Annotated in this window: 16 protein-coding genes; 7 read left to right on the top strand and 9 right to left on the bottom strand. The window is 55.1% G+C overall.

Annotation, left to right across the window (positions count from 1 at the left end; all coding sequences use genetic code 11):
* Position 1: 1 nt before the first annotated feature.
* The gene (locus tag BLR97_RS08570) at positions 2-979 is read right to left on the bottom strand and encodes an IS110 family RNA-guided transposase (protein ID WP_089704956.1); all 978 of its coding nucleotides are present in this window, start codon (positions 977-979) and stop codon (positions 2-4) included.
* Positions 980-1,261: 282 nt separating this feature from the next.
* Between BLR97_RS08570 and BLR97_RS08565 the strand changes: the two genes are divergently transcribed.
* Together BLR97_RS08565 and BLR97_RS08560 are read left to right on the top strand one after the other, a co-directional pair.
* Complete coding sequence (locus BLR97_RS08565; protein WP_089704952.1) at positions 1,262-1,561, top strand: type II toxin-antitoxin system RelE/ParE family toxin; 300 nt, start codon at positions 1,262-1,264, stop codon at positions 1,559-1,561.
* On the top strand, positions 1,558-1,857 hold the full coding sequence (locus BLR97_RS08560; protein ID WP_089704949.1) for an addiction module antidote protein: 300 nt from the start codon (positions 1,558-1,560) through the stop codon (positions 1,855-1,857). The genes BLR97_RS08565 and BLR97_RS08560 overlap by 4 nt, the downstream gene beginning before the upstream one ends.
* Before the next feature lie 169 nt (positions 1,858-2,026).
* Here BLR97_RS08560 and BLR97_RS08555 read toward each other — a convergent pair whose 3' ends face one another.
* Positions 2,027-2,515: an MBL fold metallo-hydrolase gene (locus BLR97_RS08555; RefSeq protein WP_211605076.1), complete on the bottom strand. Its 489-nt coding sequence runs from the start codon at positions 2,513-2,515 to the stop codon at positions 2,027-2,029.
* Between the two features lie 175 nt (positions 2,516-2,690).
* Here BLR97_RS08555 and BLR97_RS08550 point away from each other — a divergent pair, with 175 nt between their 5' ends.
* The 4 genes from BLR97_RS08550 to BLR97_RS08535 all read left to right on the top strand — a co-directional run bounded on the left by BLR97_RS08550 (position 2,691) and on the right by BLR97_RS08535 (position 9,900).
* A complete protein-coding gene (locus BLR97_RS08550) occupies positions 2,691-4,691 on the top strand; it encodes a sensor histidine kinase (RefSeq protein ID WP_139172913.1) in 2,001 nt (666 codons plus the stop codon).
* Positions 4,691-5,407, top strand: a complete 717-nt coding sequence (locus tag BLR97_RS08545) for a response regulator transcription factor (protein WP_089704943.1) — start codon at positions 4,691-4,693, stop codon at positions 5,405-5,407. Before BLR97_RS08550 ends, BLR97_RS08545 begins: the two co-directional genes overlap by 1 nt.
* 108 nt (positions 5,408-5,515) lie before the next feature.
* Positions 5,516-8,242, top strand: coding sequence for a two-partner secretion domain-containing protein (locus tag BLR97_RS08540; protein WP_089704940.1), 2,727 nt, complete (start codon positions 5,516-5,518; stop codon positions 8,240-8,242).
* Positions 8,243-8,262: 20 nt separating this feature from the next.
* On the top strand, positions 8,263-9,900 hold the full coding sequence (locus BLR97_RS08535; RefSeq protein WP_089704937.1) for a ShlB/FhaC/HecB family hemolysin secretion/activation protein: 1,638 nt from the start codon (positions 8,263-8,265) through the stop codon (positions 9,898-9,900).
* Positions 9,901-10,130: 230 nt separating this feature from the next.
* On the opposite strand, the gene hglS is transcribed toward BLR97_RS08535, so the two are convergent.
* From hglS to BLR97_RS08510, 5 genes are all read right to left on the bottom strand, one after another.
* Complete coding sequence (gene hglS / locus BLR97_RS08530; protein WP_089704934.1) at positions 10,131-11,507, bottom strand: 2-oxoadipate dioxygenase/decarboxylase HglS; 1,377 nt, start codon at positions 11,505-11,507, stop codon at positions 10,131-10,133.
* Positions 11,508-11,749: 242 nt separating this feature from the next.
* Positions 11,750-12,538: an alpha/beta fold hydrolase gene (locus BLR97_RS08525; RefSeq protein WP_089704930.1), complete on the bottom strand. Its 789-nt coding sequence runs from the start codon at positions 12,536-12,538 to the stop codon at positions 11,750-11,752.
* 10 nt (positions 12,539-12,548) lie between these two features.
* Complete coding sequence (gene pcaF, locus BLR97_RS08520) at positions 12,549-13,751, bottom strand: 3-oxoadipyl-CoA thiolase (RefSeq protein ID WP_089704927.1); 1,203 nt, start codon at positions 13,749-13,751, stop codon at positions 12,549-12,551.
* A gap of 10 nt (positions 13,752-13,761) precedes the next feature.
* Entirely contained in the window at positions 13,762-14,535 is a 774-nt protein-coding gene (locus BLR97_RS08515) for a CoA-transferase subunit beta (RefSeq protein ID WP_089704924.1), read from the bottom strand.
* The gene (locus BLR97_RS08510) at positions 14,535-15,368 is read right to left on the bottom strand and encodes a CoA transferase subunit A (RefSeq protein ID WP_089704921.1); all 834 of its coding nucleotides are present in this window, start codon (positions 15,366-15,368) and stop codon (positions 14,535-14,537) included. Before BLR97_RS08510 ends, BLR97_RS08515 begins: the two co-directional genes overlap by 1 nt.
* 360 nt (positions 15,369-15,728) lie before the next feature.
* Between BLR97_RS08510 and BLR97_RS08505 the strand changes: the two genes are divergently transcribed.
* The gene (locus BLR97_RS08505) at positions 15,729-16,523 is read left to right on the top strand and encodes an IclR family transcriptional regulator domain-containing protein (protein WP_089704918.1); all 795 of its coding nucleotides are present in this window, start codon (positions 15,729-15,731) and stop codon (positions 16,521-16,523) included.
* A gap of 157 nt (positions 16,524-16,680) precedes the next feature.
* Here the strand turns inward: BLR97_RS08505 and BLR97_RS08500 are convergent, their stop codons facing one another.
* Together BLR97_RS08500 and BLR97_RS08495 are read right to left on the bottom strand one after the other, a co-directional pair.
* Complete coding sequence (locus BLR97_RS08500; RefSeq protein ID WP_089704915.1) at positions 16,681-17,613, bottom strand: electron transfer flavoprotein subunit alpha/FixB family protein; 933 nt, start codon at positions 17,611-17,613, stop codon at positions 16,681-16,683.
* Between the two features lie 56 nt (positions 17,614-17,669).
* Positions 17,670-18,419, bottom strand: a complete 750-nt coding sequence (locus tag BLR97_RS08495; protein ID WP_089704912.1) for an electron transfer flavoprotein subunit beta/FixA family protein — start codon at positions 18,417-18,419, stop codon at positions 17,670-17,672.
* Between the last annotated feature and the right edge of the window lie 2 nt (positions 18,420-18,421).

Genomic DNA, 18,421 nt, shown 5'->3' with positions numbered 1-18,421 from the left:
TTTATGTCCCTTGCGGCCGATATTCGCTTTGTGACTTCAACACCCCGAAAGCGATATGTACCAATTTGCGCATAGCCGCCCCCAGCGCCGACAACGTTGGCTTGCCACGGGCTTTGAGTCGTGCAAATTGCTCACTGACGCCAGGATTACAGCGGGTCGATACGACGGCGGCCATATAAAGTTTCCGGCGGATACTGGGCGCCCCAGCCTTGGAAAGATGGGATCGCAGCTTCACCGATGTACCTGACTCTTTCAGTATCGGCACGAGGCCCAGAAAGGCTGCTGCCTGTCGAGCGCTGCGGAAATCGCGACTACGTAGCGTAGCCACCAGGCGAGCTGACAGGACGTTTCCAATGCCGGGAATACTCTCGAGTAGTTGGCGATCCTGTTTAAGCGGCGGATGCGCCTCGAAATGGTCAGTGATCGCCTGCTGGAGCCGCTGTACTTCTCGCTCAAGGGCGACCAGCATATAGCTAATGGATTCGCTTGCTTTGGTGTCGGTATTGAATTCAGCCTTCTCTAGGCGGTTACGCTCGCGCTGTAGGTCGTCTTCTACGGCCTCTAACCGGTTGATAAGGCGCTTGAGCTCTCTCACCTCCGTTGGCTCTGGTTGCCACGGTTGAGGATTCCGTTCAATCCCATAGCGGGCGAGCATCATGCTGTCTTTGCGGTCAGTCTTGCTGCGAACGCCCATCCCCTTGGCGTGATGGCGCACCTGGGCAGGGTTCAGTACGTACACGGTGACACCGACGTCATGCAGCCAGTAAGCTAAGGGTTCATGATAGATACTGGTGGCTTCCAGGTAGACATGCAGGTTGTCGACGTCTTCGCCAGTCTGCTTGATGAGCCAGTCGAGCAAACCTGGGTAGTCCTGATGGCGGTTGGGGAATACTTTCGTTTTGACTTTCCCCTTGCTTAGATCGCGCACCCACAGGCAATCAAGTTTCTGTTTGCTAACATCAATGCCGATATATGCCATCTCGTTGTCTCGCCTTGTTCGTACAGCCTCTTTCGTCGTGCGAAGGGCTTTGGATACCGTCCAAATTTACGAGATAAAAACCAGAAGGGGCCCATCTACAACACAGGGTCAATGCCCCTTAGGAGCCCAACGGGTTACCCTTCTGGCCAGAGAGAATGGTAGCTAATCATTCCCTCTTGAGAGACACAAGGAGCCCAATTCATTGGGCGATCAGCAACGATGCCCCCAAAAAGGCTCTTGAATTATCTTGCGTCTATGTAGTCCAAAAACTACACTAAAGCGATGCTTGATATTAAACAAACGGATACTTACCGAAAATGGGAGCGGAAACTCCGCGATCAACGTGCTAAAGCATTGATTGCGGCACGTGTTTTTCGGTTGGCAAGTGGTTTACCAGGCGATGTAAAACCCGTGGGGCATGGAATCAGCGAGCTACGTATTCACCATGGTTCCGGATATCGTGTTTACTTCAAGCAGCGGGGCAACGAAGTCATCATTCTATTATCTGGTGGCGATAAGAGCACCCAGCAAAGCGATATCGAGACTGCACACCGGTTAGCATCAGAGTGGGAGGCGTCATGAGCGACAAAATCTATGAATACGATCCAGCAGCGGCCTTGGAGAGTGAGGAAGCGATTGCCGTGTTTCTCGCGGATGCCCTAGAAACCGGGGATTCAGCTTACATCGCAAAAGCGATGGGGGTGATTGCACGCGCCAAGGGCATGACAGAACTGGCTCGTGAAACAGGCCTCTCGCGTGAGCAGCTTTACCGCTCATTCAGCGAGCAAGGTAATCCCACACTAAAAACCATGCTCGCCGTAACGCGTGCACTGGGTGTCGATCTCACAGCGCGCCCACACGAGAAACCAGCGGCATAACCCCTGAGCCGGATTACGGGGAATTCGTAAGAGCTCAATTCATTGAGCGATAAGCAAGCATCCCGCCACGAAACGTCATTCATACACCGCGGGCAAAACGACATTAATCGGCCGGCCGGCTTTCTGGGCCATAGCTTCGATGGCGTCTTTCAATGCACGGCAGGCGTGGTTATCGCCATGCACCAGGCGTACTTCGCGCGGCCAACGGCGAATCGACGATCACCTCCAGCGAGCACCAGTCTGAGGTTGGGGAGGCCGCATGTACGATGGTTTCCAATTCATACAGTAACTCCTGAGTGCGACCAATGCTAAACGCCGGAATGATCACCGTCCCCCGGTTAGTCAGCCCTTGCTCTATGGCGGCTTTCAACGCCTGGCCACGCGCTTGGCGGCATTCATGATTGCGGTTGTCGTAGGTGGATTCCAGCACCAGCACATCCGCCTGGTAGGGAGACTTCGGCACAGGCAGTAGCGGTGTATGCGGCGCGCCTAAATCGCCGGAAAAAACAACGCGCTGCTTGTTACCATGAGCGGTATCGTTCAGCGCCACGTCTACATAGTTGGAACCCAGAATATGCCCCGCCCGTTTGAGTTTCACCCTCATGATCAGCGCGTCACCTTCCACCACCGAGTGCCATTTACCATAGGAAAGCGGCACCAGTTGCTTTTGCTTTGAGTAGCCTTCCTCAAAATTAACACCATGATCAATGAGTTTCTTAGAGCACTGAATCGCCCTGTATGATGAGTTCCCAACTTAGGCGTCTAAGACAGCTTGGCGCAAACGAAACGGTCTACGAGCCGGCACAGCTCAGGCTCAGTTAAGAGAAAATATTTTGAACAACAAAAACACCCCACTAATGACACCATGGGCATTGGTTAACCGCCGACGGATGTATCGGCTCCCGCAAGACTATCTGCTGCGACAGTGTATGTTGGCCTTTTGCCTGCTGCTGGGTTGTCTCTGGACGACGGCCGCCATGTCCGAGCCGTTAAAGCTGGGGGAAGATATTCCGTATAGCGTCCTTCAAGACACGCAAGGGGAGTTATCGCTCGAACAGGCATCAGAACGGCTCCAGCAACAAGTTCCGACGGAACACGCCACCTTCTCTCGTGGCTATGTGCACGATACTTTCTGGCTTCGGTTTGAGTTATCAGATGCCATTTTTGCCGAGCAGCCGCGCTGGTTGGAGTTGGGGCCGAATTTCGTCGACGACATCCGGCTTTTCTATCGGCCGAAGCATTCCGACCAGGCTTGGCACGTAAAACAAACGGGAGATCTGCTGCTCGGCCGATCGGATATCGACTACCGCAACCCGGTGTTCGTGCTTCCTCCTCTGGATAACGGGCAGCGCTATGAAGCGATCATCCGGGTACAAAGCAGTAGCACCACCATCCTGAGAGCCAGCCTGTGGCAACCGACCGAGTTCATGCGCCATGCAAGCCGCACCACGGCCTTCTGGAGCTTCTATTTTGGCCTGGCCGCTATTTCCACCCTGCTCGCCTTTATACTGGCGATCGTATTAGGTGGCCGCTTGCTTTGGTCAGTCACCGCCTTTTCGATCACCTACCTGTTTGTTGCCAGTGTCCAGGGCTATCTGAACTGGTTATTACCGGATATAGGCGTCCCGGTGCAACACTATATGACCAGCATATTAACGCTCACTTCTTATATCGCGTTGCTCTGGCTTTGCGTTGAAACGGTCAACATGAAACAGCACCTGCCCTGGGCCTACAAGATCATGATGGCCTGTTGCGGGTTAACGTTGCTGTTGCTGATTCTCATCCCACTGAACCAGTACGGCCTGGCGGTCAAAATACAGGCGCTGTTTTACCTACCCACCTCCATAACGTTCGTTATCTCTGTGCTGTATGTATGGCACCTGGACAACTACCGCGTATCCACCCTGCTGCTGGGATTGAGCCCGTTAATCTGCATCACCGCCAGCATGTTCGGCTTGTTTTCAGCGTTTGGCTGGATACCCTTCAAGCCTGAAATCTACGTTATCTGGCAATATGCCCTGATCGTGAATATGCTGCTGGTCATGGCAATTGCGGTATACCGCATCAGAGAAAAGAAACTGGAGGAGATCGAAAAACACCAGTTGGCCAGCGAACTCAAGGCGGAGCGTGATGCCAGTTTTCATCAGCGTCAATTCATGGGCATGGTCTCGCATGAATTCAGGACACCGCTGGCAGTCATCTCGGGTAGTCTCGAGAACCTGCGGTATCTTGAGCAGGCCAACAGTGGCCGCATGCCGCGCTACAATAAGATTCAGCGGGCCACTGAACGGCTGGTACAACTAACCGATAACTGCCTGGCCGATGCCCGGCTGGCCGCCACAAACCTCTACCTGGATCCACAGCCGGCTAACCTTTACGAGCTGATCGATTCTGCAGCGGCCCTGGTGCAGCTGTCAGATGACCACCAACTCATCATGACCATAGCGGGCAAGCCAGCCAACGAAGTGCCAAAGCCTGAGTGCACGGTGCTCGCCGATACCGCGCTGATTCGGATTGCGCTTTCGAATGTGCTTGATAATGCCGTTAAGTATTCGGCTAGCGGCGCTATTCACATAGACTGCAGCCAGAAAGATGGCCGCCCCACTGTCCGCATATGCGATCAAGGTCCTGGAATCGATGAACAGGATGCCAAACAGATTTTTGATCGTTATCGCCGCGGCACACACAGCCAACGGGGAGCAGGCCTCGGCCTCTATGTCGCTCGGCAGATTGCCCGCGCCCACGATGGCGACCTACAGCTTCTCAGCAGCTCACCGCAAGGCAGCTGTTTTATATTTCTTTTTAAACAAAAAACATGGGAGTCAGTCGGTTAATGACAACCAGACAACCCACTATCGCCATCATCGAAGACAGCAGCGACCTCCGCGAAGAGCTGATTTTCTTTCTTCAGCACCGAGGCTACAGCGTTTGGGGGGCGGACAGTGCAGAGAGTTTCTGGAAAAAGCTGCACCGCAGCCCCGCAGATATTGTGCTGGTAGATCTCGGTTTACCCGGCGAAGATGGCTTCAGCGTGGTCGAATACCTGGCAGACCTGGGCAATTTCGGCATGATCATCGTCACAGCTCGCGGCCAACAGCCAGACAAGCTTCGTGGCCTGAACCTGGGTGCCGACCTGTACCTGGTCAAACCCGTTAATTTTTCCGAGTTGGCAACGACCTTACAAACGCTTTGGCAACGGATGCAGCATGAGCAGGAAAGTACCGGAGTAACACATCAGCGAGAACACGACGGCGCTGAATGGCGCCTGATGGCGGGCCACCAGTGCCTGGCGACACCCAATGGTACAACCGTTCAGCTATCCCCTCAGGAATATAAACTACTGAGCATACTGGGCCGTTCCCCCAGCGAGATTTTTGCCAAAGAAGCGCTGCTGGATCTCATGTTTCAATACGAAGAAACACCAGAACTTCATCGCATTGATGTCATCCTCAGCCGGCTGCGTAAAAAAGCCAAGAAACACGATATCTCCCTGCCGATCCGCTCCATTTTTGGTAAAGGTCTGGTATTTGTCGGCCAGATCAAAGAATAAACGTAGAAATCAGCTTTACGCTGAGAGACTTGAGAGATTTGAGACTGACATCTAACAACGACATCGCGCACATTAGCCCCGGGAAAAAAACAAACTGGGGGTGCGGGGATGAATCGGGTTTATCACGTTGTATGGAATCGAAGCAAAGGCGTCTGGCAGGCTGCATCGGAGCTTAGCCAGTCAAGTCGGAGCTCATCCAGTGGCGCAGTTAGTGTCGCCGGGGCACTGAAAACCATCTCCGCAGGCGCCTTACTGCTTATTGCCCTCCCCCTCCATGCCTCCAACTTACCCAGTGGCGGTACCGTTGTCGGTGGCCAGGGCAGCATCAACAGCTCGGACAAAACACTGACGGTCAACCAGAAAAGCCAGAACATGGCCATCGACTGGCAGGACTTTTCCATCGCCGAAGGCCATACCGTCAACTTTAACCAGCCAAACGCTCAAGCCGCCGCGCTTAACCGGGTCACGGGCAATAATGTTTCTGAGATCCGGGGTGCCCTCAACGCCAACGGTCGCGTCTTCCTGGTCAACCCCAACGGCGTCATGTTCAGCTCTACCGCCCGCGTCGATGTCGGTGCACTGGTCACCTCCACGCTGGATATTTCCACGGAAGACTTCATGGCGGGCAACTACCACTTCGAGGGTGCCAGCGCCAACGCCATCGTCAACCGAGGCAATATCACCACGGCTGAAGGTGGTGTCGTTGCGATGATTGCCGCTGAAATCATCAACACCGGCAGCATCAACACACCCCAGGGCAGCACGCTGATGGGCGCCGGCAGCAAGGTCACCCTGGATCTCGGCGGCCCGGTGAAGATTGAAGTCGAGGAAGCCCTGCTCGACACCTACATAGAACAAGGCGGTGCCATCCGCGCCGACGGCGGCCTGGTCTACCTCACCGCCAAAGCCGCCGGCAATCTTGCCTCCAGCGTCATCAACCACACCGGCGTCACCGAAGCGCGCACCCTCGCCACCGGCGAAGACGGCCGCATCATGCTGATGGGCGATATGGACAGCGGCCAGGTGCAAGTCGCCGGTACTCTGGATGCCAGCGCACCGAATGGCGGCGATGGTGGCTTTATCGAAACTTCCGGTGCCAAGGTACGGGTAGCCAGTGGCACCAGCGTTACCACACTCGCCGACAGTGGCCAAACTGGTGAATGGCTGATCGACCCCACCGATTTTACCGTCAGCACTGGCGATGCGGTTGAGGCAGGCAGCGGCATTGGTGCAGATACCCTGTCTAACAGCCTTGCCAGCACCAGTTTTTATCTGGAAACCGCAGGCACAGATACTGGCAGCGAAGCAGGCGATATCAATATCGAATCAGCCATTAGCTGGGATGCCAACACTTACCTGGAGCTGCGTGCCCACGGCGATATCAATATTAACGCCCCGATTACCGCTACGGGTGAGTCTGCCGCGCTATATCTCAACTATGGGGGGTTCTATCAAAATGCTGGTACCGTTGCCGATGGAACCAATTACCATATTCAAGCACCGATAACGCTCTCGGGTAGTAACGCCAGCCTTGCCATCAACGGGCAGGCTTACACCCTGATCCACTCGATGACCGAGCTGGATAATATTGACATCACCGGGCTAAATGGCCACTACGCTCTGGCCAAGAATCTGAATGCCAGTAGTACTACTTATTCCCAAGCGCTGGTTGGAGATAGATACAGCCAGTTTGACGGCACATTTGCCGGCCTCGGTAATACCATCACCAACCTAACTATAAATAGCGGTAACTCATCTACCGGGTTGTTTAGTTACATCAATACAGGTGGGGTTGTGCGTGACGTCGGGCTGATTGGGGGGAGTGTCACATCAGACAGCCTCAATCTAGGTGGTCTAGCCGGTCGAAACGATGGGGTAATTCTCAACGCCTACAATACCGGCGCTGTTGCAAGTGACAACAACTACGTTGGCGGGCTGGTTGGATATAACCATGGCAGTATCACCAACGCTTATGCCACCGGCACTGTTGCAAGTGGCAAACTCATCGTTGGTGGGCTGGTTGGATATAACAATGGCAGTATCACCAACGCTTACGCCACCGGTTCTGTTTCAGGTGAAAGTGGCTATGTAGGTGGGCTGGTTGGGCAAAACTATTACGGAAACATCGACAACGCCTATGCTACCGGCACTGTTTCAGGCAACGGCAATCATATTGGCGGGTTGGCTGGGTACAGCCTCGGCAACATTACTAACGCCTATGCCACCGGTGATGTTTCAGGCAACAGCCGTGTCGGTGGGCTGGTCGGCTCCCTCTATGGCAGTAACAGCAGTATCACCAACAGTTATGCCACCGGTAGAGTTACTGGCGATAGTGAGCTCGGCGGGCTGGTTGGATACAGTAGCGTTAGTGGCGCCAACGACACCAACAGCTTTTATGCCACCACTGATGCTGATGGCAACGCCATTAACCAGACCAATGACTCCGGCCTAGGCAAAGGAAAAACCTGGGCCGAACTGATGGGACTACATACCGGCGGTGGTAATACTGGTGGTGGCAATACCAGCGGTAACGATACCCGTGTTGACAACACTGACCGTGCCAATAGAGCCTCGCGCGTAATTGCGGCCCTTCAACAGTCAACCCCTCGCATGACCAGCGGCAGTCGCCCTGGCGCTGATGTGGGCACCAATGTGTTTTCTGCCATGCCGAGTCAGGAAAACCGTCAGTTATCGGGTGGGTTGGAACTGGTCGAGACCGATGGCGCCACAATGACGGCACAAGCGAGCAATCGTAATCAATTAGGGCCCCTCGCATTATTCGTGGTGGAAGGCGGCATGCGGTTGAACGACTCCAATAACTCCACCGAACAATAAACGAGCCAGGACGATTGATTATGAAGCTGTTTGCATTTTCTCCAATGACCATTGCCATCGCCTTGGCCACCACCACGTATTCTTTGCCTGCATTGTCGCAGGAAGCGCCTGGAGCCGGTCGAATCTACCAGGAAAGCCAGCAGGAAACACTTGAACCGCAACGCCCCTCAGTGGATATCCAGATCCAGGGACAGCCGCTGGCCGAACGCGAGGCGGGCGGTGCCGAAGTTGACGTTACGCAGATCCAGTTCACAGACAACACCGCCTTCTCATCAGAAGCCCTGTTAGCCGCCCTGGGCGACGATGTTTTTGAAACAAGCTACGATCTAGCTGGACTTCAGTCACTGGCCAACCAAATCAGCGAATTTTATCGCGCCCAGGGCTACCCTTTCGCTCGGGCAATTCTGCCCGCGCAGACGTTGGATAACGGCACCTTGCAGATCACCGTGATCGAGGGGCGCTACGGAAACGTAACCGCATCCGGCGAACCGGCGTTGGCCGGTACGGTTAAGCGCTTTTTGCACCCGCTAGCGCCTGGCGAGATCATTGAATCCTCGGAACTGGAAAGAACCCTGCTGATCGCGGGGGATCTTCCAGGTGTGAACGTAGTGCCCGTCATGCGCCCCGGTGAGGCATATGGCACCGGCAATCTAGATACCCAAGTGGAAGCGGATGATCGGGTCAGTGGCCGGCTGGGTGCCGACAACCACGGCAGCCGTTTCTCTGGCGAGCATCGCACCCGGGCGGATCTGCAAGCCAGCCGCCTGTTGACGGTCGGCGACGAGCTGAGCATCGCGGCACTGTACTCCAACGAGGACACATGGCTCGGCCAGCTCAGCTACGCACTGCCGCTTGGGTACTCAGGATTGCGCGGCATGATCGGTTACGACCACACGGATTACTCGCTTGGCAAAGGCTTCGAAGGCTATACCGGCACCGCCGAGGTAATGTCCGCTGGTTTAAGCTATCCGCTGGTGCGTAGCCAACAAAGCAACCTCAGCGTTGCCGCCACCTACCAGCACAAGGACCTGGACGACACCGTCGACTTCATCGACTATACCAAGGCCACTGAAAGCCACTCACTACCGCTCACACTCCAGTTCGATCATCGCGACAACCTGTTCGGCGGAGGTATCAGCTATGGCGCCGCCACTCTGACGCCTGGCACACTGGAAATCGACCAGACGGCTTTTGCCGGTAACGACTATGGGTTTACCAAGCTGAACCTGGATGTGGCGCGACTGCAAATGCTCACCACCAATCTGACCCTGTTCGGTCGATTCAGTGGCCAATGGTCAGATCAGCGTTTCCTGGATGGCTCTGAAAGCTTTTATCTGGGTGGCCCCAACGGCGTACGCGCGTTCCCAGTAGGTGAAGGCTCCGATAGCCGAGGCTGGCTGGCTCAGTTAGAGCTACGTTATAACCTGGGCAATGGTCTGAGCCCCTACCTGCTGTTGGATGGAGGCCACACGCCCAATGGCGGCATCAACGACGGAGAAGACCGCAACATCTCCGGCACAGGCCTCGGCCTTCGCGCCAACCACGGTAACTGGAATGCGGATGTCGTATCCGCCTGGAAACTGGACGGTGGCGATGCCCAGTCAGACGGACGCCAGAAAGACCCACGCGTCTGGTTCAATGTGAGTTACCAGTTCTAAGATCGCTTTGAATGATTGCCGATTTCCCCAGCTCTCGCTTGAGCCGATAAAAAGATCGTAATCTCAGATGCTGGTTTTTCGCTATTTTTGTGTCTTTTGCCCGTTTTCCGCTCAAAAAGTGGTGAACGGGCTCTTTAATCCTATGTACACATGTATTTCTTACCGATCGACATGTTGCGGAACGCTGCCAGCAAGTGCAGGCGGAACCCGGTTTCTATGCATCCGTTATATTAAACTCTTACAGTATCGCCTTCCACACTCGCCAAGACGCTTGCTTTCGATGCCTGCTCGCGCTCTGCGTAGAGCGATAGCTCATCGGTTACCTGAGCACCCAAAGCTTCTTCAAAGGCATCGCGATTAGCATTACCCGCATAGGCCTCGTTCTGCCCTCCCCCCAGGTTCGATTGGAAAATGCCCGCAGCACTCACCGGCAAAAAGTCTTCATAGGTAATGGGCTGGGCTTCCACAAGGCCTTGTTCGATCAAAACTTCAAGATCGTCACTAGCATTACCTTTAGCGGCCTGACCTGCTACTGTCAGGTGATAGTGAAAATATGCCAAGCCTTCCAGGCGCATTGCCTCGTCGTTATCGGGCAGCGCGGTAAACACCTCTTCCATTACCGCTTGATGCGCTTCATTACCCAGACCTGCGGTTTGTTTGCGGCCTTCACTAAGTAACTGGTCATACAGTGCACGCCCTTTAGGCGTAAGAGCCATTCCGCGCTGCTCAATTTCACCAAAGCGTGCTGTATGGGTTCCTTCTGCATTACCCGCAAAACGAATCGACTCCTCTAACGCCTTAAAGCTCGTTTGGCGCAACAAAATGGGGCATTTACGATGTGGTGGTCCTTCGATTACCGCTTTGGGGTTCATCCCCATACCCGGCATACGGCGCTGCACTTCATCGATATCCAAGGTGCGCGGCGTCAGGTGATTAATATGTGGCCCCCGGAAGCAAACCACGTCGGCAATCAAACGATGCTCATCATGCAGCGCATGATATGTATCCAAATCTACCGTAGCGTCTTGGTGCCAGCGGAACGTTTCCAGAGCTTCCTTTACAAACTGGTCAACTTCCTTGCTGGTTAGCCCGCCCTGGGTTTCATGACGCTCAATGAGTTCCCGCGCGCCCGGGGTAAAAATATCTCGCTTGACCAGTATCTCTTCTGAACGCTGGCGTAGCGTCTCGCTTTCGATTAACTCTAAACGGAGTAGCGAGGTAAAAACACGGAAAGGATTGCGCGCCAGCGCATCATCGTCGATAGGCCGGAAGGCTGTTGAGTGAACAGGCACCCCAGCTTCGGAGAGATCGTAATAGCCCACCGGGTACATCCCCATAACGGCAAACAACCGACGCAGCATGGAAAGCTCGTCTGCTGTTCCCACACGAATTGCCCCGTGGCGCTCTACGCTCAAACGTGCCAGCTCGCCCTGGGCTTCCAGTCGGCGATAAAGTTCCGGTTGTTGGCGAAGCGTTTCCTGGTTCACGCTTTCTACCAGTTCAAGCAGCGTACCGTACTGCGGCACTTCTGTTTGATACATGGCCGACATGGCCTTAGAGAAACGATCGCGAACATCATCGGTAGAAAGGAACGGTGTTTGGGTCATTTAAAGGCTCTGTATAGCGTATTGTTAAAATGTGAAAAGGACTTGTAGATTTCAAGTGCGCTAAATAGCGCCTGCCCAGGCATCCATCACATCGCTATTCACAGTTAGGGGAAGGCAGAAATCTAGCCCGAAAAGCCACCTAACCCTGTTTTTTAAGGTGAACAGTGATGGCTTTATCCTAGCGCCAACTTGCAGGCTTACAAGCAGGTAACACAAACCACGCCACTGTTAGCTACGTCGCTTCAATCAGCGTCGAGCACAGAAAGTAGCTTTTGCGCGAACAGCGCCGGGACTTCCACCGAAGGCACGTGACCCACGCCTTCAAAAACCTCCAGCGGGGCGCCGTCGAGTTCCGCAGACAAAGCCTCCAGCGTCGCTGGCGGAGTGGCCATATCTTCGCTACCGCCACATAGCTGCACGTTGACGCTCTTTGAAGCTAACTTCCCAGTAAAGACATCGCGACCGAGCATTTCGCACAGCTGGGCATAAGACTCATCATCGCCACGGCCCATCTGGGTGCACCAGCCCGCTTTCAGGGCAGAGCTTGCCTCGAATGCCGCCGGGGCAAACCAGCGCGGTACGATCTCTTCAGACATCGCGACCAAGCCTTCCTGACGTACGCGACCCGCGCGGGTATTCCAAAGATCAGGATTGCCGATCACCGCACCGGTGTTGGTCAATGTCACTGTAATCAGCCATTCGCTATGCTCAGCAATCAACTGCTGGCCGACCACGCCGCCAATCGAAGTGCCGGCGAAGTGAAAGCGCGTAGCGCCAGCGAGTTCCACCAATGCCAGTGCTTCGGCTGCCAAGTCGGCTGCGGTGATTTGCTCACCGTTTACCGCCGCGCTTGCCCCATGGCCGGGTAAATCCCAGGTCAGCACGCGGTAACGCGGCAGTAGCGCGGGAATCACGTCATCCCATACGGCCTGGCTCATGCCCAGCGGATGCGCCAGCACGATAAGTGGGTTCACTTCCGAGCCGAGCAGCCGGTAAGCGACGCTGCGGCCATTGATGGTATGAAATGCCATGCTACCTCCGTTAAACGCGTTCAATCAGCGTAGCGATGCCTTGGCCGACACCCACGCACATGGTGCACAACGCGTAGCGTTTGCCGCTTGCTTGTAGCTCATGGGCCGCCGTCAGCAACAGGCGCGCGCCGGACATACCCAGCGGATGGCCAAGGGCAATGGCGCCGCCATTCGGGTTAACACGTGGATCGTCATCTTTTAGGCCCAGGTCGCGCATGCAGGCCAAGGCCTGGGCGGCAAAGGCTTCGTTGAGTTCGATAATATCGATGTCATCGAGACTCACGCCAGTGCGTTCAAGCAGACGATTGACCGCAGGCACGGGGCCGTAACCCATGATCCGTGGCTCAACGCCCGCCGTCGCCATGCCAATGATTTTGGCCATCGGTTTAAGACCGTGCTGTTTGACCGCTGCCTCGCTTGCCACCAACATCGCCGCCGCGCCGTCATTAACGCCCGAGGCATTGCCTGCGGTCACGCTGCCGCCTTCACGGAAGGGAGTGGGCAGTCCGGCAAGCTTTTCCAGGGTGGTTTCCCGCAGGTGCTCGTCCTGATCAAAGATCAGCGGCTCCTGCTTGCGGCGTGGTATCTCAATGGCGGTGATCTCTTGAGCAAAGCGACCGGCCTGTTGCGCGGCGGCGGCTTTCTGCTGGGAACGCAGCGCAAAAGCGTCCTGGTCTTCCCGAGAGATGTCGAACTGCTCGGCGACGTTCTCTGCGGTCTCCGGCATGGACTCAACGCCGTAAGCTTTCTTCATCAGCGGGTTGATAAAGCGCCAGCCGATGGTGGTGTCTTCGATTTTTTGCCCACGGGCGAAGGCGCTGTCGGCCTTGCCCATCACGTAAGGCGCGCGGGACATGGATTCCACACCACCTGCTAACGCCAACTCCATCTCGCCCGCTTTAATAGCGCGAAAGGCCGTGCCCACCGCGTCCATGCCGGATCCACATAGACGATTCATAGTGGTACCAGGCACCGAGGCGGAAATACCCGCCAGCAACGCTGACATGCGCGCGACATTGCGGTTATCTTCACCAGCCTGGTTGGCGCAGCCCATAAACACTTCGTCTATGGACACAGGATTGAGGTTCGGCGCTTCCGACAGCACGGCTTTGAAAATTGTCGCGGCGAAATCATCTGGACGCACACTGGCAAGCGTACCGCCGAAACGGCCCACAGCAGTGCGACGCGGATGGCAAAGGTAGGCATCGCTCATCAAAAACTCCTTATGCGCCCGCGTGGGCGCGCTCGGTGCGGGCTTTTAGCTCACGTAAAATTGTCAGCTCGTTTTCGCTGGGCTCGGGAGTGCTCTCAAGCTGCTCAGCAAAGCGGATCTCCCAGCCAGTGGCCTCAATCACGTCTTCGCGGGATACACCAGTGTGCAGCGAGACCACCACCAGCTCTTTAGTCTCCGGGTCGGGCTTCATGACGCAGAGGTCGGTGATCACCCGGGTGGGGCCTTTGCCGATGTTGGGCACGTTGTCGCGGCCTTTACCGTCGCGGCCAAAACCGAGCGTAGTGACAAAATCGACGTCTTTTACAAACGCCCGCTTGGAGTGCTTCAGGGTGATAAACACTTCACCGGCGTTGGTGGCAATTTCCGGCGCGCCGCCGCCACCCGGCAGGCGAACCTTGGGCGCTTTGTAATCGCCGATTAGCGTGGTATTCAGGTTAGCAAAGCGGTCAATTTGCGCGGTACCTAAAAAACCCACGTCGACCTTGCCACCCTGCAGCCAGTAGCGGAACATTTCCGGCACCGCCACGGTGGTGAGCGCCGATTCGCACAGCTCACCATCGCCAATAGATAACGGCAGAATATCGGGCTTGGTTTGCAGCGTGCCGGACTCATAAATCAGCACCACATCCGGCGCATGCGTCAGACGCGCCAGATTAGCGGCTTCAGAAGGTAATCCGATGCCCACGAAGCAGGTCATGCCATTTTCCAGTGCCCGCGCGGCGGTCACCGACATCATTTCAGACGAGGTATATTCGAGGCTCATTAAATAGTCTCCCCTGCATGATGTTGAACATCGTTAAAAACGTTGTCATCGAGCCACTGGGTAAAAGCGTCGCGATCACGGGCAATCGCATCCCACTCTTTATAAAAGCGGTTGCTCCGGTCGTAGTAACCATGCGTGTAAGAAGGCAGAGCACCCTTTTCCGCGACGGCAACGGCGCTGATGGCCCAGCCGGGAATCACACAGGCGTTGGGGTGCGTGTCGAGGTCATCGACAATCTCTTCCACGGTGACGATACTGTGCTTGGCCGCCAAAACCGCCTCTTTCTGCACACCAACAATCCCTTCCACCAGCACATTGCCCTGGCGGTCTGCTCGCTGGGCGTGAACAATCGACACATCCGGACGCACCGACGGCACAGCAGCCAGACGCTCCCCGGTAAATGGGCACTCGATAAATTTGATTTGATCATTGACGCTTGGCAGTTCACTGCCGATGTAGCCGCGAAAAACCGCCAGCGGTAAACCAGCAGCCCCCGCTTCAAAGGCGCAGGCCATGGCGGCGTGGCTGTGTTCAAGAATCTCGATCTTGCGCGGCCATCCTTTCTCCACCGCATCGCGCAGGCGATGCAATGAGCCCACGCCCGGGTTACCGCCCCAGGAGAAAATCACCTTCTTCGCGCAGCCCGCCCCGATCAGTTGATCGTAGATGATATCGGGGGTCATACGGATCAGCGTCAGGTCGCGCTTTTTTTGACGGATCACTTCGTGACCGGCGGCAAATGGAATTAAATGGGTAAAGCCTTCCATGGCCACGGTAGCCCCGTCTTCGACGTAGCGCGCTACCGCGTCATGCAAGCTTAGAAACTCGGCCATGTTGGGTGCCTCTTAACTGGACGTTACTAACTTATTGGCATTTTGTTCGTTAAACGAACATAGATTCTTAATACGAACAATTTACTGCCGAATGTATACGGGGTCAAATTGCTGTTGAGCTCATATCAGCAAAGCCGGGTCAGTCCATAGGCTTATCGAAATTAAAAAATGATAAATAACAATACTTTATTCATAATTCAGCCATGCACAGACACACTTCCACTGTGCTTCGCTACTACCAAGGTATAAAGAAGGGGCACAGGCATCACTCGGGCATAGCCCAAAAGCACATTTGTTCGCTATTCGAACACTATGCTAAATTATCAGATGACCATGCATTAACTGGATGAGAGCAAAATAATGGAAGACTTACCCCAGGTAGAAACGCTTAAACCTGATGACCGTGACTTCGTGACAGCACTGGCTAGTGGCTTGGAAGTCATTATGGCCTTCGATGATTCCCATCCAAAAATGACGTTGAGCGAAGTCGCTGCGCGTACAGGTATGAATCGAGCGAAAGCACGACGATTTTTGCTAACCCTGAACGCATTAGGCTATGTGCGTAAAAATCAGCGTTACTTTGAACTCGCCCCTAGAGTACTGCAACTAGGATATTCATACCTTTCGGCGAATAATTATCGCAGCGTCATACAACAATACCTGGAGGATATTACCGCTCAAAGTGGCGAGTCATCCTCACTTGCCGTGTTGGATGGAGACGAAGTCATTTATGTGGCCCGCTCAGCGGCACCACATCGCTTGATGGCGATTTCTTTATCAGTGGGTACGCGCCTCCCGGCAGCACATACATCCATGGGTCGCGTATTGTTGTCGCAGTTAACTGAAACAGAGCTAAATGCCTATTTAGAACGCATTTCATTGAAGCGATACACCGATAAAACCATCACTGATAAAGAGGAGTTAAAGAGGTGCATCGATGAGGTACGTCAACAAGGTTATTCGGTAGTAGATCAAGAGTTAGACTCTGGCTTGCGATCCATTGCCGTTCCCGTCATCGACATCCATGACAAGCTCATAGGTGCCATCAATATCAGCACCAACGCCGCACGCGTTGATATGCAAATGCTGTTAGATATTTATAAGCCCTTATTACAGGATAAAGCCCAGCTTATCCGTCAAACGGTCAATACCTAGTTCTCGTCAGGCACGAATTAGCCATGCCGACTGCTACCTACATACGTGGATCGTTAAAATTTTCGGGTTATTAGCCGCTTCCACACAATGCCCTGGTCGATATCACAGGAAAAGCTAGCGCCCAAGGAGACTTGACCACTAGCGTAACCAGCAACTGTTAAATGTTGCTTTCAAGTTCCGGCAGGATCTCGAACAGATCGCCCACCAACCCGTAGTCGGCAACTTGGAAGATCGGCGCTTCGTCATCTTTGTTGATCGCGACGATCACCTTGGAGTCTTTCATGCCGGCCAGGTGCTGAATGGCACCAGAGATGCCCACGGCAATATACAACTCCGGGGCGACAATCTTGCCGGTCTGCCCCACCTGCATATCGTTGGGCACAAAGCCTGCATCCACCGCGGCGCGCGAGGCACCAATAGCGGCACCCAGCTTGTCGGCAATGCCGTCGAGCAGTTTGAAGTTCTCGCCATTGCCCATGCCGCGTCCGCCGGAGATCACCACTTTGGCGCCGCCCAGCTCCGGGCGATCCGACTGGGCCAGTTCTTCTTTGACGAAGCTGGACTGGCTGTTTTCAACCACCACGTCGACCGCTTCGATAGACGCACTGCCGCTGCCGCCTTCGCTAACCGCATCAAAGCCGGTGGTGCGAACGGTGATGACTTTCAGCGCGTCATCGCTTTTCACTGTCGCAATGGCGTTACCGGCGTAAATCGGTCGCTTGAAAGTGTCAGCGCTATCCACGGCAATAATGTCGGAAAGCTGGCTGACGTCCTTCAGGGCCGCCAGACGCGGCAGCACGTTCTTGCCAGTGGTGGAGGCGCTGGCCAGCACGTGCGTGTAATCATCGGCCAGTTCGACCAACAGCGCGCTCAGCGGCTCGGCAAGCTGGTGGGCGTAAACGACGTTATCCGCCACACGCACCTTCGTCACGCCGTTAAGCTTGGCGGCCGCCTCGGCCGCAGCTTGAACACCTTCACCGGCAACGAGAACGTCAATATCGCCACCAATGGCTTCAGCCGCCGCCACGACGTGGGCCGTGGCGCCCGCCAGTTGACCTTCATGCAGATCGGCAAGTACCAAAATGCTCATAAAATCAGCTCCTTTCAAAGCGCTTATCTCAAAGTACGGGTTTTAAAGAACCGACCTTAAAGAACTTTTGCTTCGTTTTTCAGTTTGTCGACCAGCTCGTCTACCGAGGCCACTTTGATACCGCCCTTGCGCTCTGCTGGCGACTCCACTTTAAGCAGGCTCACCTTGGAAGCGACCTCAACGCCCAGGTCGGCAGGCGTTTTCATGTCCATGGGCTTTTTCTTGGCCTTCATGATATCCGGCAGCTTGGCGTAGCGTGGCTCGTTGAGGCGCAGATCAGTGGTGACAATCGCCGGCAGCGTCAACGCGACGGTTTGCAGGCCGCCATCGATTTCCCGGGTCACATGGAGCTTGTCGCCATCTACTGCGACTTCAGATGCAAACGTGCCCTGGGGCAGATTGGTCAACGCGGCGAGCATCTGGCCGGTCTGGTTGTTGTCGGTGTCGATGGCCTGCTTGCCAAGGATGACCATGCCCGGCTGCTCCTCATCGACTACCTTGGCCAGCAGCTTGGCCACGGCCAGCGATTCGGCCCGCTCGTCGGTTTCAATATGAATAGCACGATCGGCACCCAGCGCCAGCGCGGTGCGCAGCTGCTCCTGGGCAGCCTTGGGGCCTACGGTGACCGCCACGATTTCCGTCGCCACGCCCTTCTCTTTCAGGCGAACCGCTTCTTCCACGGCAATTTCGCAGAACGGGTTCATGGCCATTTTGACGTTGGTGAGATCAACATCCGAATGATCCGCTTTGACACGAATTTTGACGTTGTAGTCGATGACGCGTTTCACCGCGACAAGTACTTTCATGA

Source organism: Vreelandella arcis (genome assembly GCF_900103865.1).
Taxonomy (GTDB): Bacteria; Pseudomonadota; Gammaproteobacteria; order Pseudomonadales; family Halomonadaceae; genus Vreelandella; species Vreelandella arcis.
This window is presented reverse-complemented; position numbering and strand designations above follow the sequence as displayed.